General features: G+C 61.4%; 18 protein-coding genes and 5 tRNA genes. 15 read left to right on the top strand and 8 right to left on the bottom strand.

The genetic code is table 11. The annotated features are described in order from the left end of the window. Positions 1-82 precede the first annotated feature (82 nt). The 8 genes from QQF40_RS04845 (at position 83) to QQF40_RS04810 (ending at position 4,825) form a co-directional block, all read left to right on the top strand. On the top strand, positions 83-2,476 hold the full coding sequence (locus QQF40_RS04845; RefSeq protein WP_285460602.1) for an AsmA family protein: 2,394 nt from the start codon (positions 83-85) through the stop codon (positions 2,474-2,476). A gap of 110 nt (positions 2,477-2,586) precedes the next feature. Then, entirely contained in the window at positions 2,587-3,759 is a 1,173-nt protein-coding gene (gene mutY / locus QQF40_RS04840) for an A/G-specific adenine glycosylase (protein ID WP_285460601.1), read from the top strand. 138 nt (positions 3,760-3,897) lie between these two features. Continuing rightward, positions 3,898-4,209 (top strand): oxidative damage protection protein, encoded by a 312-nt coding sequence (locus tag QQF40_RS04835; RefSeq protein ID WP_285460600.1) that lies wholly within the window; start codon positions 3,898-3,900, stop codon positions 4,207-4,209. Positions 4,210-4,313: 104 nt separating this feature from the next. Beyond that, a tRNA-Phe gene (locus tag QQF40_RS04830) sits at positions 4,314-4,389 on the top strand. Between the two features lie 5 nt (positions 4,390-4,394). Further along, positions 4,395-4,469: transfer RNA gene (locus tag QQF40_RS04825), tRNA-Gln, on the top strand. 49 nt (positions 4,470-4,518) lie between these two features. Next, positions 4,519-4,594, top strand: a tRNA-Thr gene (locus QQF40_RS04820). A gap of 77 nt (positions 4,595-4,671) precedes the next feature. Next, a tRNA-Phe gene (locus tag QQF40_RS04815) sits at positions 4,672-4,747 on the top strand. 3 nt (positions 4,748-4,750) lie between these two features. Then, a tRNA-Gln gene (locus tag QQF40_RS04810) sits at positions 4,751-4,825 on the top strand. 131 nt (positions 4,826-4,956) lie between these two features. Here QQF40_RS04810 and QQF40_RS04805 read toward each other — a convergent pair. The 4 genes from QQF40_RS04805 to QQF40_RS04790 form a co-directional block, all read right to left on the bottom strand. Then, positions 4,957-6,042 (bottom strand): sigma-54 interaction domain-containing protein, encoded by a 1,086-nt coding sequence (locus QQF40_RS04805; protein WP_285460599.1) that lies wholly within the window; start codon positions 6,040-6,042, stop codon positions 4,957-4,959. A 346-nt stretch (positions 6,043-6,388) separates the two neighbouring features. Next, the gene (locus tag QQF40_RS04800) at positions 6,389-6,772 is read right to left on the bottom strand and encodes a hypothetical protein (RefSeq protein ID WP_175090675.1); all 384 of its coding nucleotides are present in this window, start codon (positions 6,770-6,772) and stop codon (positions 6,389-6,391) included. 117 nt (positions 6,773-6,889) lie between these two features. Then, a complete protein-coding gene (locus tag QQF40_RS04795) occupies positions 6,890-7,867 on the bottom strand; it encodes a hypothetical protein (RefSeq protein ID WP_285460598.1) in 978 nt (325 codons plus the stop codon). Continuing rightward, complete coding sequence (locus tag QQF40_RS04790) at positions 7,785-8,708, bottom strand: CsgG/HfaB family protein (RefSeq protein WP_285460597.1); 924 nt, start codon at positions 8,706-8,708, stop codon at positions 7,785-7,787. The genes QQF40_RS04795 and QQF40_RS04790 overlap by 83 nt, the downstream gene beginning before the upstream one ends. 588 nt (positions 8,709-9,296) lie before the next feature. Between QQF40_RS04790 and thpD the strand changes: the two genes are divergently transcribed. Together thpD and QQF40_RS04780 are read left to right on the top strand one after the other, a co-directional pair. Then, positions 9,297-10,403, top strand: coding sequence for an ectoine hydroxylase (gene thpD / locus QQF40_RS04785; RefSeq protein ID WP_352230716.1), 1,107 nt, complete (start codon positions 9,297-9,299; stop codon positions 10,401-10,403). 206 nt (positions 10,404-10,609) lie between these two features. Then, complete coding sequence (locus tag QQF40_RS04780) at positions 10,610-11,344, top strand: fumarylacetoacetate hydrolase family protein (RefSeq protein ID WP_285460596.1); 735 nt, start codon at positions 10,610-10,612, stop codon at positions 11,342-11,344. Positions 11,345-11,524: 180 nt separating this feature from the next. On the opposite strand, the gene speA is transcribed toward QQF40_RS04780, so the two are convergent. From speA to QQF40_RS04765, 3 genes are all read right to left on the bottom strand, one after another. Further along, on the bottom strand, positions 11,525-13,423 hold the full coding sequence (gene speA / locus QQF40_RS04775; protein WP_285460595.1) for a biosynthetic arginine decarboxylase: 1,899 nt from the start codon (positions 13,421-13,423) through the stop codon (positions 11,525-11,527). 176 nt (positions 13,424-13,599) lie between these two features. Then, positions 13,600-14,562, bottom strand: a complete 963-nt coding sequence (locus QQF40_RS04770; RefSeq protein WP_285460594.1) for a homoserine kinase — start codon at positions 14,560-14,562, stop codon at positions 13,600-13,602. A 195-nt stretch (positions 14,563-14,757) separates the two neighbouring features. Then, complete coding sequence (locus QQF40_RS04765; protein WP_175090680.1) at positions 14,758-15,087, bottom strand: DUF2782 domain-containing protein; 330 nt, start codon at positions 15,085-15,087, stop codon at positions 14,758-14,760. A 342-nt stretch (positions 15,088-15,429) separates the two neighbouring features. Here QQF40_RS04765 and polA point away from each other — a divergent pair, with 342 nt between their 5' ends. Then, positions 15,430-18,318, top strand: coding sequence for a DNA polymerase I (polA, locus tag QQF40_RS04760; RefSeq protein WP_285460593.1), 2,889 nt, complete (start codon positions 15,430-15,432; stop codon positions 18,316-18,318). 495 nt (positions 18,319-18,813) lie between these two features. On the opposite strand, the gene QQF40_RS04755 is transcribed toward polA, so the two are convergent. Further along, the gene (locus tag QQF40_RS04755) at positions 18,814-19,641 is read right to left on the bottom strand and encodes an HNH endonuclease (RefSeq protein WP_285460592.1); all 828 of its coding nucleotides are present in this window, start codon (positions 19,639-19,641) and stop codon (positions 18,814-18,816) included. Positions 19,642-19,878: 237 nt separating this feature from the next. On the opposite strand from QQF40_RS04755, the gene QQF40_RS04750 reads away from it, so the two are divergent. The 4 genes from QQF40_RS04750 (at position 19,879) to QQF40_RS04735 (ending at position 25,053) form a co-directional block, all read left to right on the top strand. Next, complete coding sequence (locus tag QQF40_RS04750; protein WP_285460591.1) at positions 19,879-21,399, top strand: sigma-54 interaction domain-containing protein; 1,521 nt, start codon at positions 19,879-19,881, stop codon at positions 21,397-21,399. 450 nt (positions 21,400-21,849) lie between these two features. After that, positions 21,850-22,986, top strand: a complete 1,137-nt coding sequence (locus tag QQF40_RS04745; protein WP_225996532.1) for a TRAP transporter substrate-binding protein — start codon at positions 21,850-21,852, stop codon at positions 22,984-22,986. Next, positions 22,983-23,714 (top strand): TRAP transporter small permease subunit, encoded by a 732-nt coding sequence (locus QQF40_RS04740; protein ID WP_107335668.1) that lies wholly within the window; start codon positions 22,983-22,985, stop codon positions 23,712-23,714. Before QQF40_RS04745 ends, QQF40_RS04740 begins: the two co-directional genes overlap by 4 nt. Further along, positions 23,704-25,053 carry a TRAP transporter large permease gene (locus QQF40_RS04735; RefSeq protein WP_175090066.1) on the top strand — a complete coding sequence of 450 codons (1,350 nt, stop codon included), beginning with the start codon at positions 23,704-23,706 and terminating at the stop codon, positions 25,051-25,053. The genes QQF40_RS04740 and QQF40_RS04735 overlap by 11 nt, the downstream gene beginning before the upstream one ends. Positions 25,054-25,157: the final 104 nt, after the last annotated feature.

Here is a 25,157-nt window from a genome sequence, read left to right as displayed (position 1 = left end):
AGCCCCCAGCGCCATTCCATATGCTGTCCTCCAGGAGCGAGGGCACCGCAGCAATTCTCATCGTGTCAAAGGGAGGACGCAGATGAAAGCACTGTTCAGAGCCTTGCTGGCCATCGTCGGAGTACTGGCGTTGGTGGTCGTGGCAGGGGTGATCTATGTCACCACCTTCCTCGATCCGAATGATCTCAAGCCGCGACTGGTCAAGGCGGTCAAGGACCAGGCGGGGCTGGAGCTGGCCCTGAACGGCCCGCTGGACTGGTCCTTCTATCCACGCCTCGGCGTCAGTGTCGAGGATGCCGAAGCCTGGCTGCCGGAGCAGGAGCGTGATCAGTCACCGTTTGCCTCCTTTACCCGCGCGGAAGTCGGCGTGTCCTTCACGCCACTGCTGAGCGGTGAGGTCGAAGTCGAAGGCGTCTTCCTCGACGGTCTCAAGCTGGCGCTCGAGCGTGATGCACAGGGGCGTGGCAACTGGGAAAGCCTGCTCGAGCATGCGGCGACGGCCGCCGACAGTGGCGCGGCGGATGAAGCGCTGCCGCCGGCCAAGAGCGCCGGTGTGGCGCTGGCGGATGACACTACGCCGTCGGTGCAGAATGGCGCCGGCAGCATGGCGGTCAATCTCGATATCGCCTCGGTGCAGGTCACCAATGGTCAGATCGCCTATCAGGACGCGGCCAGCGGGCTCGACATGACGCTCAACGACGTGGCGTTGACGTCCTCCAACGTCAGCCCCGACAAGGCCTTCCCGGTTGAGCTGTCGTTCGTGGCCGATGGGCGTGAGCCGGAGCTTCAGAGCACCGTCAGCCTTGATGGCAAGGTGGCGCTGGACCTGCAGGGCGGCCGTCATGTGCTGTCCGGCGTGAGCCTGGATACCACCACGCGCATGCCGTCGCTGGGTGACAAGGACCAGAGCGTGGCGCTGGACATCGACACCCTGACACTGGACACCGACAAGCAGCTGTATCTGGCCGATGGCGCCGAGCTTGACGCGACGCTCCATCAGGCCGCACTGGGTGACAAGGCTCTGCCGCTGAAAGCCACCTTCGGTGCCGAAGCGGACATGGCGGCGGGCACGGCGAATCTCGAGAATCTGCTGCTGACCTCCGGCAGTGACCTGCGCCTAAGCGGGGCACTCAAGGCCAAGGACATCACCGGCGACGCGCTCAGCTATAGCGGTCAGTTCAAGCTGGCACCGCTATCGCCCAAGGCATGGATGACGCGTGTCGGCATACAGGCGCCGCAGACCGCCAGGAGCAGCGCGCTGACCTCGCTGGCCTTCTCCAGCCCGTTCAAGGGCGACATGTCGCAGGTGCAGCTGACCAACCTGGTGATGGCGCTGGATGACACCACCATCAATGGGCGCCTCGGCTCGTCCTTCGATGCTTCGCAGATCACCTTCGATCTGGATGTCGATGCGTTCAATCTCGATGACTACCTGGCACCGGCGGGCACAGACGAGAAGACGGCAAGCCTGGGTGAAGCGCTCACGGCGGGCGTGATCGCGCCGGTCTATGCGGCCGATGGTGACGCGGAGCTGCTGCCGGTGGCTTTGCTCAAGACGCTGGGCCTTCAGGGGCAGCTGGATATCGGTACGCTGATCGCCTCGGGTCTCGAGATGAGCAAGGTGACCGCCAAGCTGTCCGGTCAGCCGGGTGTGCAGCAGCTCGATAGCCTGACGGCCAGCCTCTACGGCGGCTCGCTGGCGGCCAATGCACGGATCGACAGCCGCAAGACACCGCTGAGCATGAGCTTCGGCGAGAAGCTGACCAATCTGGATATCGCGCCATTCCTCAAGGCGCTGGCGCCGGAGCAGAAGGACATCCTGCGCGGTCGCCTGACGCTCAATGGTGACTACACCACCAGCACCAATCAGATCGACAGCATCAAACGCAATCTGAACGGCAAGGGCAGCTTCGAGATTCGCAATGGCGAGGTGCTCGACGTCAATATCTCCAGGGAGATGTGCACTGCCGTGGCGACGCTGAGTGGCAAGACCTCCTCGCGCGAGTGGAAGGCCAATACGCCGCTGGAGCGCGCGCAGGGAAGCTTCACGGTCACCAATGGCGTGATCAGCAATCAGGATCTCGCCCTGGCGATTCCGGGCATCGCGCTGGACGGCAAGGGCCAGCTCAACCTGCCGACCGAGGCCTTCGACTACAACGTGGCGGCGCGCTTCATCGAGGGCGCGGATGACGCGGCCTGTGCGGTCAATCCGCGTTTGATCAAGCTGCGCTTCCCGGTGCAGTGCCAGGGCAACCTGAGCGGTGAGCCGGGCGAGTGGTGTGGCTTCGATCAGAAAGGCTTCCAGAGTGCCGCAGCGGAACTTGCAAAGGAAGAAGCCAAGCGCAAGGCGGGCGAGAAGGTCAGCGAGAAGCTGGATGAGAAGCTCGACGAAGATACCCGCAAGAAGATCGACGAAAAGCTGGGCGAAGGCGCCAGCGACAAGCTGAAGGGCGCGATTCAGGGGCTGTTCAACTGATCACGCGCTCCCTACGCAGCAAGACCGGCACGCCAGCTCCTCGGGGCTGGCGTGCTGCCGTTTGAGCCCAGGCCATGGCGTCGACCATGGCGCGAGCAGAGGAAGTTTTGATGGCGCGACCTGACACTGCTGCCACGCCAGATGTGACAGCTCCCGAGAGCCACGCCACGCCCGGCTTCGAAGACATCGCCCTGAGTCCCGAGGCGTTTCAGGCGCGCGTGTTCGACTGGTTCGATGAGCATGGCCGCAAGCACCTGCCCTGGCAGGAGAACACCACGCCGTATCGCGTGTGGGTCTCGGAGATCATGCTCCAGCAGACCCAGGTCGCGACGGTGCTGCCGTACTACGCCCGCTTCATGGAGCGCTTTCCGGATGTCGCGGCGCTGGCGGCGGCGGATATCGATGACGTGCTGCACCTGTGGACGGGCCTTGGCTACTACGCGCGGGCGCGCAATCTGCACAAGGCCGCGCAGCAGGTCGTGAATGAGCACGGCGGCGCCTTCCCGGTCGAGAGTGTCGAGGCATTGTCGGCCTTGCCGGGCATCGGCCGTTCGACCGCCGGGGCGATCATCAGCATCAGCACCGGACAGCGGGCGCCGATTCTCGATGGCAACGTCAAGCGCGTGCTGGCACGTCTGCATGCCGTGGAGGGCTGGCCGGGACGCCCGGCGGTGGAGCGCAAGCTGTGGACGCTGGCGGAGCGCTACACGCCGCAGGTGAGGCTGGCGGACTGGACCCAGGCGATGATGGATCTCGGGGCCACCCTGTGCACGCGCGGCAGCAAGCCGGATTGCGCGCGTTGCCCTTTCGAGGACGTCTGCGTGGCGCATGCGCGTGGCGAAGAGAAGCGCTTCCCCGAGAGCAAGCCCAAGAAGACCATTCCGACGCGTCAGACGTTGATGTTGCTGGTCAGCGATGCGGCGGGGAAGATCCTGCTGGAACGCCGTCCGCCGACGGGCATCTGGGGCGGCCTATGGGCGCCGCCACTGGTCGAGGACCGCGAGGCCGCGCGGGAATGGATCGCCCGCGAAGCCCGCGGCGCCCATCTGGAGGCGCCACTGGCAAGTTTCGAGCATGTCTTCAGCCACTTCCGACTGACCATCACGCCACAGCCGGTGCAGCTGGGGGAGGCAGGGCTTGCGCCAGCTCAAGCGGCCGAGAGCGTCAGCGAGTCGGCCGCCGACCGTCGCTTCGTCGACCCTGCCGCGCCGGACGCCGTGGGCCTGCCGGCGCCGGTCAAGGCGCTGCTGGCGCGCTGCACGGATGATCTGTTCGGGCTGTGAGGCCCTGTTGGCGTCGGCATCGGCCGTACGTCTGGGGCAAAGCGGCCCAGGCGTGCGAGAATGAGGCAACAGTTAAGGCGTCTGGCGAAGGCTCGGCGCTCAACCGCACTGACATCCAGTCCTCTTACGGAGTTACCCATGCGCACCGTACATTGCCGCAAGTATGACCAGGACCTGCCGGGTCTCGATTTTCCGCCGCTGCCGGGCGAGAAGGGCCAGGACATCTGGTCCAACGTCTCCAGGCAGGCATGGGAAGAGTGGCAGGCGCTGCAGACGCGTCTGATCAACGAGAAGCACCTCAACATGATGGATGCCGACAGCCGTCGCTATCTGATGGAGCAGATGGATCGCTTCTTCAACAACGAAGAGACGGACCAGGCCGAAGGTTTCGTGCCGACTGACGCCGCCGCCAAGGGTGAATCGCAGGGCGGACAGGGCTACGAAGTCTGAGTGGACGGCGAGGACGGCGGAAGGCGAATTACGACGCCAAATTCTTGATAAGCAAGGGTTGACGTCGGGAAAGGTTTTCTATTTAATACGTCCTCGTTGGCAAGGGCCAGATAGCTCAGTTGGTAGAGCAGGGGATTGAAAATCCCCGTGTCGGCGGTTCGATTCCGTCTCTGGCCACCAAGTGTTGGGGTATAGCCAAGTGGTAAGGCACCGGTTTTTGGTATCGGCATTCCCAGGTTCGAGTCCTGGTACCCCAGCCAGCTGACATGCAGTAACGTAGTAAGAAGACTCATATCATGAGTTCTTTGTGCCGGCTTAGCTCAGTTGGTAGAGCAACTGACTTGTAATCAGTAGGTCGAGGGTTCGACTCCTTTAGCCGGCACCATCTTCAGGATTCTGTAGATGAGCGAAGAACACACGATATAGAGGTCGCCTTGGCGGCTTTTTTTGTGTCTTCAGGTTGGCCAGATAGCTCAGTTGGTAGAGCAGGGGATTGAAAATCCCCGTGTCGGCGGTTCGATTCCGTCTCTGGCCACCAAATTGGGGTATAGCCAAGTGGTAAGGCACCGGTTTTTGGTATCGGCATTCCCAGGTTCGAGTCCTGGTACCCCAGCCAATTCTGGCTAGCTGATGAAGTCGCAGGATGAATTCGGCAGCCAACAGAAAAGCCACCCTTCGGGGTGGCTTTTTTGCGTCTGGAGTAAAGGTCTGGAGGGCGACGGAGCATGCCGTGGGCCGGCGCTCACCTCAGTGCGAGGTGGGCTCTTCCGGGTGCATTGCCAGCCAGCTCAGGCGCTTGCGATAGATGGTGGAGGGCGCGATCTCCAGTATCGCCGCAGCGCGGGGGATGCTGCCATCACAGGCGCTGATGACGCTCTCGATCGCCTCGCGTTCGACCATCCATAGCGGGCGCAATGTGGTCTCGCTGCCCTCAGACGCGTTGTGGCTGACCGGCGTGCGATGCGCCGTGCTGGAGGGCAAATCCAGCATGTCGGCCGTCAGCACCTCACCATCATTGAGGATGATGGCGCGCCGCAGCGTGTTTTCCAGCTCTCGCACGTTGCCGGGCCAGTCATGGGCCAGCAGCTGACGCTCGGCGCATGCACTGAGTCGTGTGAAGCGCTTGCCTTCGTGGCCTGCCATGCGTCCCAGCAGCCCGGTGGCGATCTCCAGGATATCCTGACCGCGCTCGCGCAGTGGCGGCACCTTGAGCGGAATGACGTGCAGGCGATAGAAGAGGTCTTCCCGGAAGCGGTGAGTATCGACCAGTACTCGCGGGTTCTGATGCGTGGCGCACACGATGCGGCAATTGACCTCTACCGTGCGCGTGGCGCCCACCGGCATTACCTGCCCCGTCTGCAGGAAGCGCAGCAGCTTGCTCTGCAAGGGCAGCGGCAGCTCCGCGATCTCATCGAGAAACAGCGTCCCCCCATCTGCCGCCACGGCGAGCCCCTGCTGGGCGCTCACGGCTCCCGTGAAAGCCCCGCGCACATGTCCGAACAATTGCGACTCCAGCAGCTCTGCCGGAATGGCGGCACAATTGACGGCGATGAATGGGCCGTCACGTACCGGGCTATGGCGGTGAATGGCAGTGGCACACAATTCCTTGCCGCTGCCGCTTTCGCCGGTGATGAAGATGGGAGCGTCCGAGTGGGCGACCTGGATGAGAGTGCGATAGAGCGTCTGCATGGCCGATGAGTCTCCGATAAACTCCCCAAAACCGCGAGGTCGCTTTACCGGTAGTTCCCTTACCCGCGAGGTAGTGGAGATATCGTCAGCCAGATTCAATGCGGTAGCCGATGATGCAGCCTGATGAGCTTTCAGTGCGGTCATGAGTGTTGTTCCCTTGCTGCTGGTCTTTCTGCATTGCCTGCGCTTCGTGCGAGCGGGCTGCGAAAGAATAATTGTCGGGCTGCTTCTGGTGACAGCCTCACCGGAGAGTCTGGATTCTCCAGCGTTGAGTGTTCGTCTTGAGGGTTTATCGAGTTCCCATATAGAGGTTAATGACTTGTGCGAGATGATCATGGCGGCTTTTAGTGCGTTTTTTCCGCTCCCCCTGAGTGGCAGACTTCTCAGTCTCGACGCTTGCCTGGCTGACCAACTCTCTACTCACGCTGAAAGGGTGAGCCCTGGTATCTGATGGTCTGTCTTGCCGCTGATGACTGTCCCGGGCAGTGCATCACTGGGCGTCTTCCTCTTCATCTCCGTTGTTGTGGGTAATGGTGAAGTCAGTCGACGATGTCTGAGAGCTACCATCCGCGGATTGATCCGCAGTGCTGTCGATGGTGCCGGTGGAACCATCACTCAGCGTCTGTTCGATCTGTTGCCAGTTGCCGATCGAGGTGCTGCTGCCGGTATTGAGGGTGTATTGCCCGATATTGGTATCGGACCCTTCCCCCAGGCTGCCGGCCTTCTTGCTCTCGTAGAGGATCAGGGCGGATTCGGCGCTACGAGCCGGAAAGTCGTAGGGGAAGGGCCCCATCAGCGAGTTGGCGCTGGCAGTCGTGGCCAGCAGGCATCCCGCACTGACGACCCCCAGGCTGATACGTGTAAAGGCATTCATGTCTTGCTCCTTTCGCTCTGTGAAAGATGCAGTGTCTGATGCGTGAAGAATCTGGTGTCGGCAGATGCTGAAACACACGCGGGTTGCCCCGCGTGTGTTGATCAGGCTGTCGCTGGATTATTGCGGGCCGACATTGATGGAGACGTTGTTGCCCACTGAGGTCGCAGCATTGTTGATGACCGGGCCATCGAAACTGCCCACTGGCGGCAAGCCGAGCGTGATGTCGCTGACTGAGGCCGTGGAGGTCACATTGGCGAAGCTCATCTGGGTATTGTCGGCAATCAGGGCGGTATCAAGACCAGCTGTGTCCTGGGTGACCGACAGGTTGTTGCCCACGGAGGTGGCAGCGTTGTCCACGCTCAGATTGAGAATGTTCTCGACAGTCGCAGTGGAGTCGATGCTAGCCATTCCTGGGTAGAAGAAGCCACCACTGCCAGCGAGGAACTGTTCGTTGTGCAGGTTGACCATGGCATCGCTTTCCAGCGAGGCATTGTTGCCGACTGAGGTCGCCGCATTTTCCAGGCTTTCCAGGCGTGTGATATCAGCATTCACGACGGGGTCGGTGGTGGTGGTAGTGATATAGCCAATGGCCCCTGCACCGGCGCCTGCGATGGCACCGGCACTGGCATTTGCACCAGAGCCAAACCAGCCGCCATACGAGCTGGCCCCTGCACCCGCGGCTGCTCCTGCGGCTGCGCCCACACCAATCCCGACTTCGGTGGTGGTCTCACCAGGGCCAGAGCCATAACTGATGTCACTGACGACGGCTTCCGAGCTGACATCCCCGATCTGCTTCTGGAAGTTTTCCACCATCACCAGGCCGCCCGGATCGTCGATCGTCGGATCGATATGGGCTCCCACCTTGATGTGCGTGTCAACGTGGCCATGCCATTTCCAATGGACATTGTCGAAGGCCTGCGCCTGACTTGCCATCATCACACCACTTACGAGACCGATGGCGACTGCGAGCTTGTTATAGGTAGTCATTGTCATGTTCCTCATGAATGTTGACTTATTGTGCTGCGCTGGATGCTGCCGGTACTTCTGATGCGGGTGTTGCTTGCAACGGTGTTGCGACTGCTTCATTTGATTCATTGCCACTTGCTGCATTACTGCTGGTATTGGCTGCGGCCACTTGCTGCGTGTTGCTAACGTCGTCTGCAACATGCTGTCCCGGGTGGAGCTCGCATTCCTGCCCCGCAGGTACAGGAAGCCCCAGGCCTTCAGTCAGAAGCTGGTACGCGCCCATCTCCACGACTGATCTCACGCCCAGCTGCAGTGGTTCATTGCGCACTGCGCCGGAGTCAAACTCGACCAACTGATTGCCGAAGAAGCGGTAGATACCGGCTTCGACTTCGTAACCCACCACCTGCTTCTGCAGGCTGGTGACATAGACGGTGCGGAAGGTGCGGATATCGACCATGCGCAGGTCAAGGCCGACATTGATGACTGCAGTGCGCAGTCCGGCCCCGATTCCGCTGACAAACAGGCGGGCACCGCCGCTTGAAATGTTGTAATTGAGCTCTGTCAGTGCACCGAGAACCACGAAGTGCGAAGGGAGGACTGCCAGCTTGCGTGGCGAGTAGGCCATTGCCTTGTTCTCGAAAAGCTGCTGCTCTGCCAGCGGGACTCGCACATCGAGACGCTCGGTAAGATGCACCTTGCGAGTCTTGTAGAGGGCACTTATCAGCATCTCGGATACGCCCTGGGTCACGGCAGCACTCTCTGTCACGGTGGAGTAACTGCGTTGACCGGTCTTGTCCGTCACCTGACCCACTGCAATCACAGGCAGGTTGGTGGCTCCCTGAATTCGACTGAGTGACACAAGGCATTCGCTATATGGCGTATTGTTGGAGGTGACTGGTGGCCCTACGACCGGTTCGACATTGTCGAATTTCGGTTCGACAGCGGCGCAGCCCCCCAGCACTGTGGCCATGCAAGCGGCCATGCATATCCGTGGCTTAAACATGCTGGAAGTTCCCCTGGTGTGACGCATGATCCTGCGCCGTTATTTTTCTCTGATATGTCTCTATCAGTTGTTCTGCCGTGCTTTCCTAGGGGCACGAAGCGTGCCAAACAATTTCACAATATTTCACAGACACTTACGCATTAATGCGCGATGTTGCGCGCGATGCGTTTTGCAAATGGCGAAGCGAAGTGAGGGGAAATACCACGGGCATGGTGCCAGTGGTGAGCCGCTGATTAAGCCGGTTATCTCACGAAAGATGAGATTCAGTGCCAACAGGATGAGCCAGAACTGGCGAGAGGGGATGACTGAAGGATTTTGTCATTCGCGAGGCACAGACGGCCTCATGTTTTCTTGAGAAGGGAGATGGCGGGAGTAGTGTGAGATTGGATGGTCTTTTAACGATCTTGAGGATCAGATCTCTATGCTTATTTCATGAATCTCGGGGTTGAAGTCTGTTGTATGGCCCATAGGTGGGACAGTGCGGGCAAGCCGCATGCTAGAACGCCAGATTCCACTTTCCTCAATGCAAGACATTGATGCCTTAAGGAGAGCATGATGACAGCTTCACGCCATATGACTTCGTACAACGCCACTTCCGCTCTTTCCTCCAAGCAACGTCAGCATGAGCAGACCGATGGTGGCAACGTCAGCGCCGCTGCAGACGCCTCCCATCAGTCGCTGGACGCCCGTCAGACCAATGCCGACCGTGATCAGGCGCCGGAAGCCTATCTCGACAAGTCGGGCAGCGATCGAGGGTCCGATCACTCGCGAGATGCCTATCCGACGCGTCTGAGCCAGCCACCGGAGCACCTGTGGCAGAAACGCCGCGAGCCCGTCGTGCACTCGCGTGCCGATGAGGGGCCGCTGGGCGCCGAGCAGCTCAAGCGCTTCGAGCGTGACGGCTTCCTGTTCGAGCCGGAATTCTTGGCGCCGGAGGAAGTCGAGACGCTGAAGGCCGAGCTGGCAGCGCTGCTCGACAACGAAGAGTGGCAGGGGCGTGATTTCACCATCACCGAGCCCAAGAGTCGCGAGATTCGCTCCATCTTCGCCGTGCATTTCCTGTCCGAGCGCTTCCGCCAGCTGGCTGAAGATCCGCGTCTGGTCGATCGCGCGCGCCAGATCCTGGGGGGCGATGTCTATGTCCACCAGTCGCGCATCAACTACAAGCCGGGCTTCGAGGGCAAGGGCTTCAACTGGCACTCGGACTTCGAAACCTGGCACGCCGAGGATGGCATGCCGGAGATGCGCGCGGTCAGCGCCTCGATCATCCTGACCGACAATCACCACTTCAATGGTCCGCTGATGCTGATCCCCGGTTCGCATGAAGTCTTCGTGCACTGCCTGGGCGAGACGCCGGATGACAACCACAAGTCATCCCTGCAGACCCAGAAGGTCGGTGTGCCCTCGCGCGAAGCACTGAGCGAGCTGATCGCCGAGCGTGGTATCGAAGCACCGACCGGTGCCGCCGGTGGTCTGTTGATGTTCGACTGCAACACGCTGCATGGCTCCAACGCCAACATGTCGCCGGACCCGCGCAGCAACGCCTTCTTCGTCTACAACCGCGTCGACAACGCGATGCAGGCGCCCTTTGCCGCCGCGCGTCCGCGCCCGGAATTTCTCGCGCACCGTCTCGATGGTGGCTGGGACGAACTTGAAGACTGAAGTTGAAGACTGAGCTGGAAAACTGAACTTGAATACCTGGGTTGAAGATCTGGCCTGAAGACCGAAGTGGACTGAACTGCACAACGCCGGGTTGCGCTCAGGCGGCGAAATCTCGGACGTTGGTGTGGTAGTGGCAGGCTGTCGGGGCGACGTATCATTGCGATATCTCTCATTGATCCTCCATCACGCCCCGACAGGAGTTCGGCATGCCGCTTGCTCAGCGTTTCACCCCGCGTTTCAGCGATGGTCGCGTCTTCGCTCATGACCTCGGCAAGGTGGTCTGTGTCGGCCGCAATTACGCAGCCCATGCCGCGGAGCTCGGCAATGAAGTGCCCAGCGAGCCGCTGTTGTTCATCAAGCCCGCCACCAGCGTGACACCGATGGACAAGCCATTGGCGATCTCGCGGCGGCGCGGCCAGTACCACTATGAGGCCGAGCTGGCGCTGCTGATCGGCAAGCCGCTGTGTGAAGCCAATGAAGCAGAGGCGCTGGAAGCACTGGCCGGCATGGGCCTGGCGCTGGACCTGACCCTGCGTGAGCGCCAGAGCAAGCTCAAGGCCAAGGGCCAGCCGTGGGAGCTGGCCAAGGCCTTCGATGGCAGCTGTCCGCTGTCTTCCTTCGTGGCGCTGGATGGACCACGTTGGCGTGATGCCGATGGCGAGCTGCACGATGTGGATTTCCAGGCGCTGCATTATCGCTTCGCCATCGACGGCGAGCAGCGCCAGCAGGCGGATACCAGCCTGATGCTGTTCTCCGTCGCGCGACTGCTCAGTGAAATCAGCCACAGCTTCACCCTGCTGCCCGGTGATGTGGTGCTGACCGGCACGCCGGAAGGCGTCGGCGAGCTGAATCCGGATCAGGCGCTGGCACTGGCGCTGGATGCCCCGGATGGCAGCGGCGAACTCTTGCGTGTCGAGACATGCACGCGCGGCGTGGCATGACGTATGGGGCTGATTCAGCCCTGAGCGAGTAACAGCAGCCTTGAGCGTGTTGACAGCAGCCCCGAGCGGGTTAAAAAAGAAAAGCCCCTGCCGGGTCACCGGCAGGGGCTTTTGCTGTCTGGATTTCAGCTTTTGACGCGGACTCGGCTCAGGACACCAGGCCCCAATCTCGGCAGCGTCTCAGCTCTCCAGGTAGGTGTAGCCGTCGAGACCGGCCTTCAGGTCTTCGAGCAGGTCTGCCTGTTCCAGCGCATTCAGGTTGGATGACTTGAGCTGACGCGCGAGGCGCGCGGCCAGCTGATCCGGGTCGAAGTTCACGTAGCGCAGCACCTGCGCCACGCTATCACCTTGAATGGCATGGGAAAGCTGCCACTGACCATCGTCGTCGAGGCTGGCATCCACGGAATCGGTATCGCCGAACAGGTTGTGCAGATCGCCGAGGATTTCCTGATAGGCGCCGACCATGAAGAAGCCGAGCAGCTTCTCTTCATCGGCATGCCATTCCGGCAGCGGCAGGGTGGCGTCCAGGCCCTGGTCATCCACATAGGTGTCGATGCGGCCATCGCTGTCACAGGTGATGTCCTGAATCACGCCACGACGTGTCGGCGCGCGGTCGAGACCGGTCAGCGGCAGGATCGGGAAGATCTGCTCGATGCCCCAGATGTCCGGCAGTGACTGGAACAGCGAGAAGTTGACGAACAGCTTGTCGGCCAGCTTCTCGTTGAGCTCATCGAGCACCGCGCGGTGCGAACGCTGACGCGCATCGAGACGCCCGGCCAGGCTGCGACACACGTTGGTGTAGATGGCCTCGGCCTCGGCGCGGATGGCAATGCTCGCCAGCCCCATCACGAAGCGCTCCTGCACCTGATGCTGGGCGTGCACCACGGCGTGGTAGATCTCCACCAGCTCACGCGGCTCCAGCTGACCCTCCAGTCGTGCAGCCTGGGCCCACAGCGCGGCGATCTGGGCATCGTCCTCGCGGCGTGCGGGCAGCGGCAGGTTCACGCACTCCTCGCCGATCACGTCCGTTATCAGCACCGCGTGATGGGCGGTCAGGGCGCGGCCGGATTCGGAGATGATGTGCGGGTGCGGCAAATCATGGGCATCACAGACGGCGTGGAAGGCGCCGACCACGTAGTCGGCATATTCGCGCATCGAGTAGTTGAGCGAGCAGGCGCTTTCCGAGCGGGTGCCTTCGTAGTCCACCCCCAGGCCGCCACCGACATCGACGATCTCCACGCCGGCGCCTGCTTCGTGCAGACCCTGATAGAAGCGCGCGCACTCGGCCAGACCGCGCTGGATATCGCTGATGTCCGCGATCTGGGAGCCAAGATGGAAGTGGACCAGCTTGAGGCAATCCAGCGCATCCACTTCGCGCAGACGTTCGACCAGCGCGACGATCTGGCTGGCGGTCAGGCCGAACTTGGACTTCTCGCCGCCGGTGTTCTGCCAGTTGCCCTTGCCGATGGTGGCCAGGCGCGCGCGCAGGCCGATGCGCGGGCGCACGCCCAGACGCCTGGCCTCTTCCAGCACCAGTTCCAGCTCGCTGGCCTTCTCGACCACCAGATGCACGCGGTGGCCGAGCTTCTCGCCCATCAGCGCCAGGCGCACGTATTCGCGGTCCTTGTAGCCATTGCAGACGATCACCGACGGGCCGCTGTCCGACAGCGCCAGCACGGCGAGCAGTTCCGGCTTGCTGCCGGCTTCCAGCCCGACACGCCCGCGTGAGCGCTCGCTGGTCGCCAGCAGCTCTTCGACCACGCGACGCTGCTGATTGACCTTGATCGGGTAGACGGCGGTGTAGCTGGCGCCATAGCCGCGCGCACTGATGGCGGCATCGAAGGCAGCGCACAGCTGCTCGACGCGGTCATGCAGGATATCGGCGAAGCGAACCAGCAACGGCAGGCGCAGGCCCTGGGCGCGCGCCTTGTCGATCAGCGAGATCAGTGGCAGCGCAGGCGTGCCCGGCTCGCCATGCGGGCGCACCAGTGTCAGGCCATCCTGGCCCACGTCGAAATAGCCACTGCCCCACTGGTCGATGTTGTAGGTGCGGCGTGCTTCGGCTGCAAAGGAGGTCATCGCGGTCTCCGGAGATGGACGGCGTGAAGGCAAGCCCGGCGGTGCTCAACAGATGTGGGCAGCGTCGGAGAAGACAATGACGCCCGCAGGAATGCGGGCGCTCAGAGGGCGCATTATGCCTGCTGGGGGCCAGCAGGCAATTGCTTTGACGACTCGGTCAGTACGCAAGATGCCGATCAGGCCGGTTGTGTGGCCTCGGGCAGCGGCAGAGCGCCTTCCTCGATGCGCCGACCCAGCAGCTGGCGGTATTGCGCCGGGTCCTTCGGCGTCAGGTTGTGGGCGGGCGGGTCCACGTAGACCACCAGCAGGCGTGACAGCCAATAGCGCAGCGCGGTCATGCGCAGCATGCTCGGCCACAGACGGCGTTCGTCGGCATTCATCGGGCGCTCGGCGAGATAGGCGCTGAGCAGGGCGTCATAACGCGCCTGGTCCAGACGGCCATCGTCATTGGAGCACCAGTCATTGACCAGAATCGACAGATCGAAGATCAGGTCGCCGGTGCAGCCGTTGTAGAAGTCGATGATGCCGCCGAGGCGATCGCCGTCGAACAGGGTGTTGTCGCGGAACAGGTCGCCGTGCAGCGCGCCCTGCGGCAGCTCGACACCACTGAAGACGTCTTCGCAGACATCGATCTCGTCGGCCATCAGCGCCTGGTCTTCCGGGCTCAGATACGCCAGCACCTTGTGGTGCATCGGCTTGATCCAATGCAGGTCACGGGTGTTGGGGCGGTGGCCGGTGAAGTGCTGCGAGACGGCATGCATGCGCCCCAGCGCCGCGCCGATCTCGCGGCACTGTGCCACGTTGGGCGAGACCGGCCAGCTGCCCGGCATACGCGGGAACAGCAGCGCCGGCTTGCCTGCCAGCACCTTGAGCGCCTGGCCGTCGCGGTCGTGCAGCGGGCCCGGCACCGGCAGCTTGTGGCTGGCGAGGAAGTCGAGCAGCTCGACGAAGAAAGGCAGTTCCGCATGCTCGCCCTGCTCGAACAGGGTCAGCACCATCTCGCGGCGCTCGGTGGTGACGAAGAAGGTCGAGTTCTCGGTGCCGTGCGCGACATCCTCAAGCGATGTCAGTGTGCCTGCGTCGTACTCTGCCAGAAATTCTGCGACCTGAGCGTCGCTCAGGGGGGTAAAGACTGCCATGGGTGACTCTTCTCGCCGAAATGTGTCCGCCCCGCCAGTGGCGCGCCGCCGGAGCGAAGCGGCGGCAATGCGCTGACAGGAGTTGTTGTAGGTATGCAGGAAGGATACCGCCACGCCCGGGGGCAAGCGATATGCCGCGGGCGTGACGCCTGTCGCTGCTGGTTCAGCTCTCGCGTGAACCAGATGCCGAGCTTATCACTTTTTCAATGCCCAGCCGGGTACCTTGAGCTGGTTGGCACTGGTGACGCTGGACTTGATGAAGTTGCCGTTGCCGTCACTGTCGAGCAGGAAGAAGGGCGCGCCGCCCTTGGGGATGATCTCGATGGCATAGAGATGGCCATTGACGCGGTATTCGCGCAGCTGGCGGTCATCCTGCTGACGGCTGGTGATCTGCGGCTTGGGGGTCTCGCTCTCGGCGACGGCCAGCGGCGCACTCAGGGCGGTGACGGCCAGCAGCAGCCCGGTGGCCAGCAGCGTGGGCAGGCGCAGCAGGGAATGCGGAGCAATGGAAGCAGTCGAGCGCATGACAATCCTCCTTTACACAAGCGCAGCCTGTCTCAGGTTCCGCGTGCGAAAGTTCTGTGAGCAAGGGGTCTGCAAGCAAGAGCACGATGCGTATCTGTGCAGAAGACAAGCGAATCGGCGCTGGCCTGAAACCTTGCCTGATGGGCGCAGTTTACGTCCCTTGCGGGCAGTGTGCACGACTTCCCGCCATCAATGCCGGGCGCAGAAGACACACGCGCCGAGGGTGGCGACTGTGCCTCGCCGCAGCCCTTGCGTATCATGACAGCCATAGCTGCCGAGAGGTTTTCGGCCCCGACTCTGCTTGCCCCAAGCTCACCCTTCAGCCTACGGATGCGACTGCTCATGGCCGCCACGCCGATCGTTCTCGTCGATGGATCTTCCTATCTCTATCGTGCCTTTCATGCTCTGCCGCCGCTGACCACCTCCAAGGGCCTGCCCACCGGCGCGGTGAAGGGCGTGATCAACATGCTCAAGAGCCTGATTCGCCAGTACCCGGACAGCCCCATGGCAGTGGTCTTCGATGCCAAGGGCAAGACCTTCCGCGACGACATGTACCCCGAGTACAAGGCCCAGCGTCCGCCGATGCCGGATGACCTGCGCCTGCAGGTCGAGCCGCTGCATGCCTGCGTGCGTGCCCTTGGCCTGCCACTGCTGTGCGTGGAAGGTGTCGAGGCCGATGACGTCATCGGCACCCTGGCGCGCATGGCGACCGAAGCCGGGCGTGACGCCGTCATCTCTACCGGCGACAAGGACATGGCCCAGCTGGTGAACGAGCACATCACCCTGGTCAACACCATGAAGAACGAGACGCTGGATGTGGACGGCGTCACCGAGAAGTTCGGCATTCCGCCGAACCTGATCATCGACTTCCTCGCGCTGATGGGCGACAAGGTCGACAACATCCCCGGCGTGCCGGGCGTGGGTGAGAAGACCGCGCTGGGCCTGCTGCAGGGCATGGAAGGCGGCCTCGACACCATCTACGGCGATCTCGATCGCATCAAGACGCTCAGCTTCCGTGGCGCCAAGACCCTGGCCAAGAAGATGGAAGCGCATCGTGAAGATGCCTATCTCTCCTATCGCCTCGCCACCATCAAGCTGGACTGCGAGCTGGAATATGGCCTGGATGACCTCGCCATCGCCGCGCCGGATACCGCAGCGCTGGTCGAGCTCTATCGCGAGATGGAGTTCAAGGCCTGGCTGAAGGAGCTGCTGGAAGGCGGCGACATGGCGGCCACGCCGCATGCTGACGAGAAGGACAGCGGGGTCGCCGGCAGTGACCTGTTCGGTGACAGCATCGCGCCGGTCGCTGAAAAGGCCTCAGGCAAGGGCAAGACCGCCACTGCGCCAACCCCTGATCTGGAAGCGGCGGAAGAGGGCGACGAGATGCCCGATGCGCTGCCGCCACGTGAGGAGCGCAACTACCGCGCCATCACCGAGCAGGCCGAGCTGGATGCGTGGCTCGAGCGCGTGCGCAACGCCACCTCGCTGTGCTTCGACCTCGAGACCACCAGCCTCAACTACATGGAAGCCGAGATCGTCGGCATCGGCATGGCGCTGGAAGTCGGCGAGGCCGTCTACATTCCCGTTGCCCACAGCTATCTGGATGCCCCTGCGCAGCTGGAGCGTCAGGCCGTGCTGGAAGCGCTGACGCCGATTCTCGCCGACACCGCCATCACCAAGATCGGCCAGAACCTCAAGTACGACATCGAGGTGCTGGCGCGCTATGACATCGCGGTGGCCGGCCCGCTGGCCGACACCATGCTGATGTCCTACGTGCTCAACTCCACCGCGACCCGTCACGACATGGACTCGCTGGCGCTCAAGTATCTGGGCGAGAGCACCATCAGCTTCACCGACATCGCCGGCAAGGGCGCCAAGCAGCTGACGTTCGATCAGATCGCGCTGGAAGAGGCGATGCCGTATGCCTGTGAGGATGTCGACATCACCCTGCGCCTCGCCGCGCTGCTGATGCCGCGCATCGAGAAGCTGGGACGCCTGGGCGAGGTACTGCGTGATTACGAATACCCGCTGATACCGGTGCTGGCGCGCATCGAGCGCAACGGCGTCGCGATCGACCCCGAGCGCCTGCACGCTCAGACGCGTGAGCTGACCGAGCAGATCCACGACATCGAGAAGCAGGCATTCGAGCTGGCGGGCCGCGAGTTCAACCTCTCTTCCCCCAAGCAGCTGGGCGAGATCCTCTTCGAGGAGCAGAAGCTGCCGGTCAAGAAGAAGACCCCCAAGGGTGCACCGTCCACCGCCGAAGCGGTGCTTGAGGAGCTGGCGCTGGACTACCCGCTGCCCAAGCTGATCATGCGTCATCGCGGCATGACCAAGCTCAAGAGCACCTACACCGACAAGCTGCCGCAGCTGGTCAACCCGACCACGCGCCGCCTGCACACCAGCTACCATCAGGCTGTCACCGCCACGGGCCGCCTGTCGTCGTCAGACCCGAACCTGCAGAACATTCCGGTGCGCAGTGACGAGGGCCGTCGTATCCGTCAGGCCTTCATCGCGCGCCCCGGCTATCGCATCGTCGCGGCGGATTACTCGCAGATCGAGCTGCGCATCATGGCGCACCTCTCCGGTGACAAGGGCCTGCTCTCGGCCTTCGCCGAGAATCGTGACGTGCATGCTGCCACCGCCGCGGAAGTCTTCGGCACCGAGGAAGCGAAGGTCAGCAGTGATCAGCGTCGCAGCGCCAAGGCCATCAACTTCGGGCTGATCTACGGCATGTCCGCCTGGGGCCTCTCGCGTCAGCTGGATATCGACCCCGGCCAGGCCAAGACCTACATCGAGCGCTACTTCGAGCGTTATCCGGGCGTCGCCACCTACATGGAAGACACGCGTCAGCTCGCCGCCGAGCAGGGCTACGTCGAGACCATCTTCGGCCGTCGCCTCTACCTGCCGGAAATCGGCTCGCGCAATCATGCGCGTCGTGCTGCCGCCGAGCGCACCGCCATCAACGCCCCGATGCAAGGCAGCGCCGCCGACATCATCAAGCGCGCCATGATCGACGTGGACGCCTGGCTGGCGGGCAATGACGGTGACAAGGCGTACGACGCCATGATGGTCATGCAGGTACACGATGAACTCGTCTTCGAAGTCGCCGAAGCGCAGGTCGAAGACTTCATGAAAGACGTCGCACAGCGCATGCAGAACGCCGCCTCCCTCGACGTCCCGCTGCTCGTCGAAGTCGAGCAAGGCGACAACTGGGAAGAAGCTCACTAAAATTTGATTTGATCAAGAAGCCATGACCTTCCAGCGACGCTGGAAGGTCATAATTGTTTAAATGTAAGTTATAATATCAATGTTACGAAAGGTCCTCCATAACCCCATATTACCGTACCAACAATGCCGAGCATAATCTCTATATTGGAATATCTTTTTCTTTTCTTTCTAGCTGTTCGTTTTCGAGCCTCGATATCATAACGAAAATGCACAACGTATTCTGGGTTTTCAATCTGATTGATCTTGGCTAATGATATAGTGCTGTTTTTGAACTTGTTTTCTTTCTCTATTATTTCTTCTGTTTCTTTCTCATAGCTATCTATATGGTCCCGCCAAAAAAAGCAAAGCGACAACACGATAATAAGTGATCATGATCTTTCAAACCATTGTATGTCTTTTAAGGTTATAGAGCTTATAGCGCCGAATGCGATGCAACTTAGGAATAATGTAAGCATTTTCCATTCGCGCTTATCTTTAGGCCACATAGATCACTCTCTATAATGTATCTAGTTTGTTTTTAAGTCGACTGATTTTTTTATATAGTTCATCTTTAAGTTTATGTGCATTTTTTCCATAGTGTAGCTCTTTATGGCAGTTCGGACATATCGCTATTGTATTGTCAATTGTATCTCTGCCTCCAGAAGCTAGCATTTCAACATGATGTACTTCTAGGTATGGATAGCCATCAGAGTTTTGGAATGGTGCATTTCTGCCGCAGCATTCGCATTTACCATTGGACTCTTTAAGAATATACGCGACGACTTTAGGATCTCTGTAATATTGCGTAATTGTTACTTTTTTCTCTATTGGCTTTATTTTTCCTCTAGGAGGGGGAGTTAATTCCTGAAAGGGGATTTTTGATGCTGTTAGAATAAGTTTCTCTCGATCTAGTAACATTTCTTCTATTGTTTCTTTGCTTAAGTCAATATATTTCTTTTCTGTGTTTTTAAAATGATTGTATATCCACTCGTCCGTAATTCTTTTTATATCCAGCATCTTAATATTAATCCAGCCTAAAGATGGCGAGAGTAAGGGAGCGTTTTTTTTATCACAATTTCTCCAGCGAGCTTTATGCTGCGATTCATTTTTGTTTTTAGCTTTGTTTACTTTAAATGTTTTTCTTTCGTTATTTAAATATGCAGTCTGAATTGATTTTATGGCTGTTGTGTATTTGTCTTCTAGTGGAGCTGCCTTGTAACCATGACGGTACTTTCCTTCAATTCCCTTAAAAGGTAGGAAGGGTCTCGCCGTATTTTTAGTTTTACCTTTTGCCACTGGGATCCATATGTAGTCGTCACCTTCTTGAAAGACTTTTATATGCATTTTTATACCTACCTGAATTTTAAATGAAATTTATAGCATTTTATTTGTGTTATTTGTAGCTTCTACGACCACTGGCTACGTTGATCCTTGGCGGTGGTAGGCCGATGCTGTGGGTGGTGTCCGGTTTTCCGGACGCTGGCTGCGTGATGGCGCAGCTCATAACAATCAGATCCGGCGGGTGTTGGTGGCAGCATGACGGCTACCCACGATGATCGGACACGCCAAGGGAGAGCGGTGATGGCTCAGCAGATGCCTGTATCAGGTGCGGCAGGGGAAGCGAAGGCGGCTGCCCCGCTGCGCAACGATTCACCTGCCACCTCGATTCATGTCGAGCGGGGGCGCCGCGAGTTGCTGCGTGCCGCGATGGATGCGGTGGAGGAGTGGGTGGTGGTGGTGGATGCCCAGGGCGGTATCCAGTTTCTGAATGCGCCCTATGCCGAGTTTCTGGATGTGGATGCCGACGAGGTGCTGGGACGTGATGTCAGCGAGGTGATCGAGAACACCCGCATGCACGAGGTGCTGGAGAGCGGGCGCGCGGAGCTGGCCCAACTGCAGTTGATTCGTGGCCACCACATGATTGCCCACCGTTACCCCATCTTCCGCGACGGCGAGCTGATCGGCGCCATCGGCTCGGTGCTCTATCACGACACCTGGGAATGGCGGCAGGTGAATGCTCAGGTTCAGGCGCTGGAAGCGGAGGTGGACTACTACCGTCAGGCGCTGGAATCCCCCAACGGCGCCCGCTGGCAGCTGAGTGACATCATCGGCGATTCGCCCGCGATGCGGGAGTTGGCCTGCAAGGTGCGCAAGATCGCCCCCGGCGGCGCCTCGGTGTTGATCCGTGGCGAGTCCGGCACCGGCAAGGAGCTGTATGCCCATGCGCTGCACCGCAGCTCGGCGCGTGCCAAGGGCCCCTTCATCAAGCTCAACTGCGCAGCGATTCCCGAAGCGCTGCTGGAAGCGGAGCTGTTCGGCTATGAAGAAGGCGCCTTCACTGGCGCCAAGCGTGGCGGCAAGCCCGGCAAGTTCCAGCTCGCGGATGGCGGCACGCTGTTTCTCGATGAGGTCGGTGACATGCCGCTGGCGATGCAGGCCAAGCTGCTGCGCGTGCTGCAGGACCGCGAGGTCGAGGCGGTCGGCGCGACCCGTCTGGTCAGCGTCGATGTCCGTGTCATCGCCGCGACTCACCGTCCGCTGGAAGCGCTGGTCGAGAGCGGCGAATTCCGCGAAGACCTCTTCTATCGCATCAATGTGGTGCCCTTGGAGGTACCGCCACTGCGCGAGCGCCGCGACGACCTGCCGTCCCTGGCCACGCACCTGCTGTCACGCCTGGCGCGACGCAGTGGCCGCCGCCCGCCGATGCTCTCCGAAGCCGCCCTCGAGCGCCTGTGTGCCCATCACTGGCCCGGAAATGTGCGCGAGCTGGAAAACGTGCTCGAAGCCGCCTTCTATCTGGGCGGCAGCCATATCCAACCGACCGATCTCCCGGATGCCATCGGTGCCCGGCATGGCGTTACCCATCAAAGCGACTTGTCCACACCCGCTTCAGCGCCCGAGTCGTCCACAACCGCCCGGGAACCACACACCACACCGGCCTCGCTGCGTGAGGCGATGGCCCAGGCGGAGCGCCAGCTGATCGAGGATGCGCTGCGCGCTGCCGAGGGCAATCGCACCCGTGCCGCCCGTCAGCTCGGCATCGCCAAGTCCTCGCTCTACGAGAAGCTCAACCGGCATGGGCTATTGGCCGAAGCGCCCTGATCGACAGACATTCCATCTTTCCTCCCCAATGAGTGGCCAGAGCGTCCGGAAATTCGGTCGGTGACCGGAATTCCGGATGCTTTGCGTTTCCCGTCACCTCATGGCCTGCACACCCGCGTGGGGTCTGCATTCCTCTATCGGCATATTCGACTGGAGTCGTAGACAGACTGCATGACAGCGCGCGACCTTGGTCGCAGCCTCGGCGACCGAAGTGTCCGGTTTTCCGGACGCTGTCGTGAGCCGATACTGCCGCGCAGCGCGCGGTGGGTCGGTTCTCGCGGGCCTTGTTCTCGTAGCTCTCTGAAATCATTGACGTTGTTGTGGCGTGGTCAGCCGCTTGCGTTGTCTTCGGGTAAGTTGACGTAAGCGTCATCTTGCAACGTGGTTCATGTCCAGCAAGCCACAAGCCGTACAACCAGCGAGCACAACAACAAATCAGGGAGCCGCACCATGTCGCAACACGCCACGCCGTATCAATCGACGCCGACCCGCCGCCTGCGCCTCGGAGCTGCCATTGCGGCGGCCGTGGCCACCACCACCTTGATGGCCGCCGCGCCGGCTCAGGCGGAAGGGCCGAAACAGCTCGACGTCGCCAGTACCTTCTCGACCAAGAACTTCCTCGGCGCCGGTGCCGTGCGGCTGTCAGAGGAACTCAAGAGCGCGACCGGCGGCGAGGTCGGCCTGCGCGTGCACGAACCGGGCGATCTCGTTCCGGCCTTCGAAGTCTTCAACTCCGTCTCCTCCGGTGCGGTACAGGCCGGTTGGGACTGGATGGGCTACTGGGCCGGCACGGTGCCGATCACCAACCTCTACGGCGCACTGCCGTTCGGCCCGAGCCCGGAAGCCTTCATGTCCTGGATGTGGGCCGGTGAGGGTACCGAGCTTGTGCAGGCCGCCTACGACCCCTACGGCGTGAAGGTGCTGCCGTGCTTCATCTCGCCGCAGGAAACCGGCGGCTGGTACAACAAGGAAATCAACTCGCCGGAGGACTTCAAGGGCCTGTCGATGCGCATCTCCGGCCTCGGCGCCAAGGTGCTCAACAAGCTGGGCGCTTCCACCCAGCTGGTGCCGGGCAGCGAGATCTACCTCGCGCTGGAGCGTGGCCGGGTCGATGCCACCGAGTTCTCGGTGCCGCAGGTCGATCAGGCGATGGGCTTCAATGAAGTCGCCAAGTATTACTACTTCCCGGGGTGGCACCAGAGCGCCAGCTGGTTCTCGCTGCTGATCAACCAGCAGGTGTGGGACAGCTACAGCGATGAGCGCAAGGCGCAGTTCCAGACTGCCTGCCGCGCGACCCTGCAGTGGGCGATGGCCGAAGCGCCGCCGGCTCAGGTACGTGCGATCCACGAGCTCGAGGAGAAGGGTGTCGAGGTCAAGCGCTTCCCGGAACCGGTAATGACCGCGCTGCAGGAAGCCTGGGGTGAAGTGCTGGCCGAAGAGAAGCAGACCAATCCTGACTTCGCCAAGGCCTACGATTCACTGATGAAGCACGCCGCTCTGATCGACGAATGGTACGAGCTGCAGGCCATGCCGCAGCCGATGGCCATGAAGCAGGCAGACAACGCTGACGAGGGTAGCGCCCAATGACCGACCCCCGCCTTGCGCCCTGGCGGGCACAGGGCGGGGCGGTGTGTGACGCCCTGGGCCGACCGCTGGTCGGCCTGGGGCTTTGGGTGGGTCGCCTGACCAGCTGGTTGGGTCTGGCGATCATCCTGGCCGTGCTCACCACCGTCACGCTCAACGCCCTGGGCATCAATGAAATCGCCAACTGGGGGTCGCCCGACGTGCTGCTGTTCGGCACCGCGATCACCATCAATTCCGTCACCGAGTTGCAGTGGCACCTGTTCGGTCTGCTGACGCTATTTGGTGGCACCTATGCCCTGCACAGCGATACGCATGTGCGGGTCGACCTGTTCTATCAGCGCCTCTCGCCGCGCGGACGCGCCGTGGTCGATATCCTCGGCCACCTCATCATGCTGATCCCCTTCTGCCTGCTGATCGCCTGGCTGTCCAAGCACTTCGTCACCATGTCCTACATGTCCGGCGAGAAGTCCAACTATGGCGGCCTGGTGGACCGTTATCTGATCAAGGCGATGCTGCCGACGGGGCTGGTGTTCCTCGCCCTCGGTGCGCTGGGGCAGATCTTCGAGAATCTGGCCTGCCTGTTCGACCCGGCGCGCACCCCTGAGCGCCTGAAAGACCACGAGATTGCCAGTCTGGCCGGCCTTGCGGATCAGCAGAATGCTGCGCAAGCGACAACCGACGCCACGGCACCCCAGAATCATGCAGACGGGAGCCATGACAATGCTCGCTGAATACGCCTTGCCCATCGCCATGGTGGTGGCACTTCTGATCGGTATCTTCTCCGGCTACCCGGTGGCCTTTCTGCTCGGCGGGCTGGGCATCCTGTTCGCCTTCATCGGCGACATTCCGCTGCCGTTTCTCGGCACCGTCGGCTCGCGCATCTTCGGTGGCGTGATCGAGAACTGGCTGCTGATCGCGATTCCGCTGTTCGTGTTCATGGGGTTGATGCTGGAAAGCTCCGGCGTGGCGCGCAATCTGCTGATGACGCTGCAGCGGCTGTTCGGCCGCGTGCATGGCGGTCTGGCCGTCTCGGTGGCACTGCTGGGCGTGGTGATGGCCGCGAGTACCGGCATCATCGGTGCCTCGGTGGTCATGCTGGGCCTGCTGGCGCTGCCGGTGATGCTGGGGCAGGGCTACAAGGCCGAGATGGCCTGCGGGGTCATCGCGGCCTCCGGCACCCTGGGTATCCTGATTCCGCCCTCGATCATGCTGGTGTTGATGGGCTCCATCCTGCAGATCTCGGTGGGTGCGCTGTTCAAGGCGGCGCTGATTCCGGGGCTGATGCTCGGCGCGCTCTACGTCGCCTATCTGCTGATCACCGCCAAGTTGCGCCCGGACTGGGCACCGCTGCCGGACCAGTCGCTGCTCGGCACCGACAAGACACCGCTGCCGCTGGCATTGCTGCGCGACCTGCTCGGCCCGATGGTGCTGATCGTCGCGGTGCTGGGGTCGATCATGACCGGTATCGCCACGCCCACCGAGGCCGCGGCCATCGGCGCGGGCGGCAGTCTGCTGCTGGCGCTGGTGATGGGCGGACTGTCCTTCTCCACCCTGCGCAACACGCTGCGCGATACCTCGCGGACCAGCGCGATGATCCTGTTCGTCGTCATCGGCGCGACCTGCTTCTCGGTGGTCTTCAAGCGCCTCGGCGGCGACTACCTGATCGAGGATGTCATCACCGGCACCGGCCTTGGGCCCTACGGCCTGCTGTTGCTGCTGATGGGGCTGATCTTCGTGCTCGGCTTCTTCCTCGAGTGGATCGAGATCAGCTTCGTGGTGCTGCCGCTGGTGGCGCCGGTGGTCGAGGCGCTGGACTTCGGGCTTGGGCTTTCCGGCCAGGGTCTGCTGGTGTGGTTCGCGATTCTGGTCGCCATCAACCTGCAGACGAGTTTCCTGACGCCGCCCTTCGGCTATGCGTTGTTCTATCTCAAGGGCATCACCGCCGGGCAGGTATCCATCGGCACCATCTATCGCTCGATTCTGCCCTTCGTCGGCCTGCAGCTGGCGGGTCTGACCCTGTGCATGCTGTTCCCGGCGCTGGTGCTGTGGCTGCCGGGGCTGATGCCCTGACGCACGCCACTGAGGCATCACAGGGAGGTGATGTCTGGGTGAGAAGAGCGGCACAGTACGGCGTGAGGCACGCCGGGGCGACCCGGCGGAGGTTCTATCAGGGA

Source organism: Cobetia sp. LC6, assembly GCF_030264805.1.
GTDB lineage: Bacteria > Pseudomonadota > Gammaproteobacteria > Pseudomonadales > Halomonadaceae > Cobetia.
This window is presented reverse-complemented; position numbering and strand designations above follow the sequence as displayed.

Excerpts from the sequence above, each read along its gene's own strand:
- QQF40_RS04835 (WP_285460600.1), top strand. The coding sequence starts at position 3,898 with ATGCGCACCGTACATTGCCGCAAGTATGACCAGGACCTGCCGGGTCTC.
- thpD (WP_352230716.1), top strand. The coding sequence starts at position 9,297 with ATGACAGCTTCACGCCATATGACTTCGTACAACGCCACTTCCGCTCTT.
- QQF40_RS04745 (WP_225996532.1), top strand. The coding sequence starts at position 21,850 with ATGTCGCAACACGCCACGCCGTATCAATCGACGCCGACCCGCCGCCTG.
- QQF40_RS04755 (WP_285460592.1), bottom strand. The coding sequence starts at position 19,641 with ATGCATATAAAAGTCTTTCAAGAAGGTGACGACTACATATGGATCCCA.
- QQF40_RS04770 (WP_285460594.1), bottom strand. The coding sequence starts at position 14,562 with ATGGCAGTCTTTACCCCCCTGAGCGACGCTCAGGTCGCAGAATTTCTG.
- QQF40_RS04790 (WP_285460597.1), bottom strand. The coding sequence starts at position 8,708 with ATGGCCACAGTGCTGGGGGGCTGCGCCGCTGTCGAACCGAAATTCGAC.
- polA (WP_285460593.1), top strand. The coding sequence starts at position 15,430 with ATGGCCGCCACGCCGATCGTTCTCGTCGATGGATCTTCCTATCTCTAT.
- QQF40_RS04795 (WP_285460598.1), bottom strand. The coding sequence starts at position 7,867 with ATGAATCAAATGAAGCAGTCGCAACACCGTTGCAAGCAACACCCGCAT.
- QQF40_RS04740 (WP_107335668.1), top strand. The coding sequence starts at position 22,983 with ATGACCGACCCCCGCCTTGCGCCCTGGCGGGCACAGGGCGGGGCGGTG.
- QQF40_RS04735 (WP_175090066.1), top strand. The coding sequence starts at position 23,704 with ATGCTCGCTGAATACGCCTTGCCCATCGCCATGGTGGTGGCACTTCTG.
- speA (WP_285460595.1), bottom strand. The coding sequence starts at position 13,423 with ATGACCTCCTTTGCAGCCGAAGCACGCCGCACCTACAACATCGACCAG.
- QQF40_RS04750 (WP_285460591.1), top strand. The coding sequence starts at position 19,879 with ATGGCTCAGCAGATGCCTGTATCAGGTGCGGCAGGGGAAGCGAAGGCG.
- QQF40_RS04845 (WP_285460602.1), top strand. The coding sequence starts at position 83 with ATGAAAGCACTGTTCAGAGCCTTGCTGGCCATCGTCGGAGTACTGGCG.
- mutY (WP_285460601.1), top strand. The coding sequence starts at position 2,587 with ATGGCGCGACCTGACACTGCTGCCACGCCAGATGTGACAGCTCCCGAG.
- QQF40_RS04780 (WP_285460596.1), top strand. The coding sequence starts at position 10,610 with ATGCCGCTTGCTCAGCGTTTCACCCCGCGTTTCAGCGATGGTCGCGTC.
- QQF40_RS04800 (WP_175090675.1), bottom strand. The coding sequence starts at position 6,772 with ATGAATGCCTTTACACGTATCAGCCTGGGGGTCGTCAGTGCGGGATGC.
- QQF40_RS04805 (WP_285460599.1), bottom strand. The coding sequence starts at position 6,042 with ATGACCGCACTGAAAGCTCATCAGGCTGCATCATCGGCTACCGCATTG.
- QQF40_RS04765 (WP_175090680.1), bottom strand. The coding sequence starts at position 15,087 with ATGCGCTCGACTGCTTCCATTGCTCCGCATTCCCTGCTGCGCCTGCCC.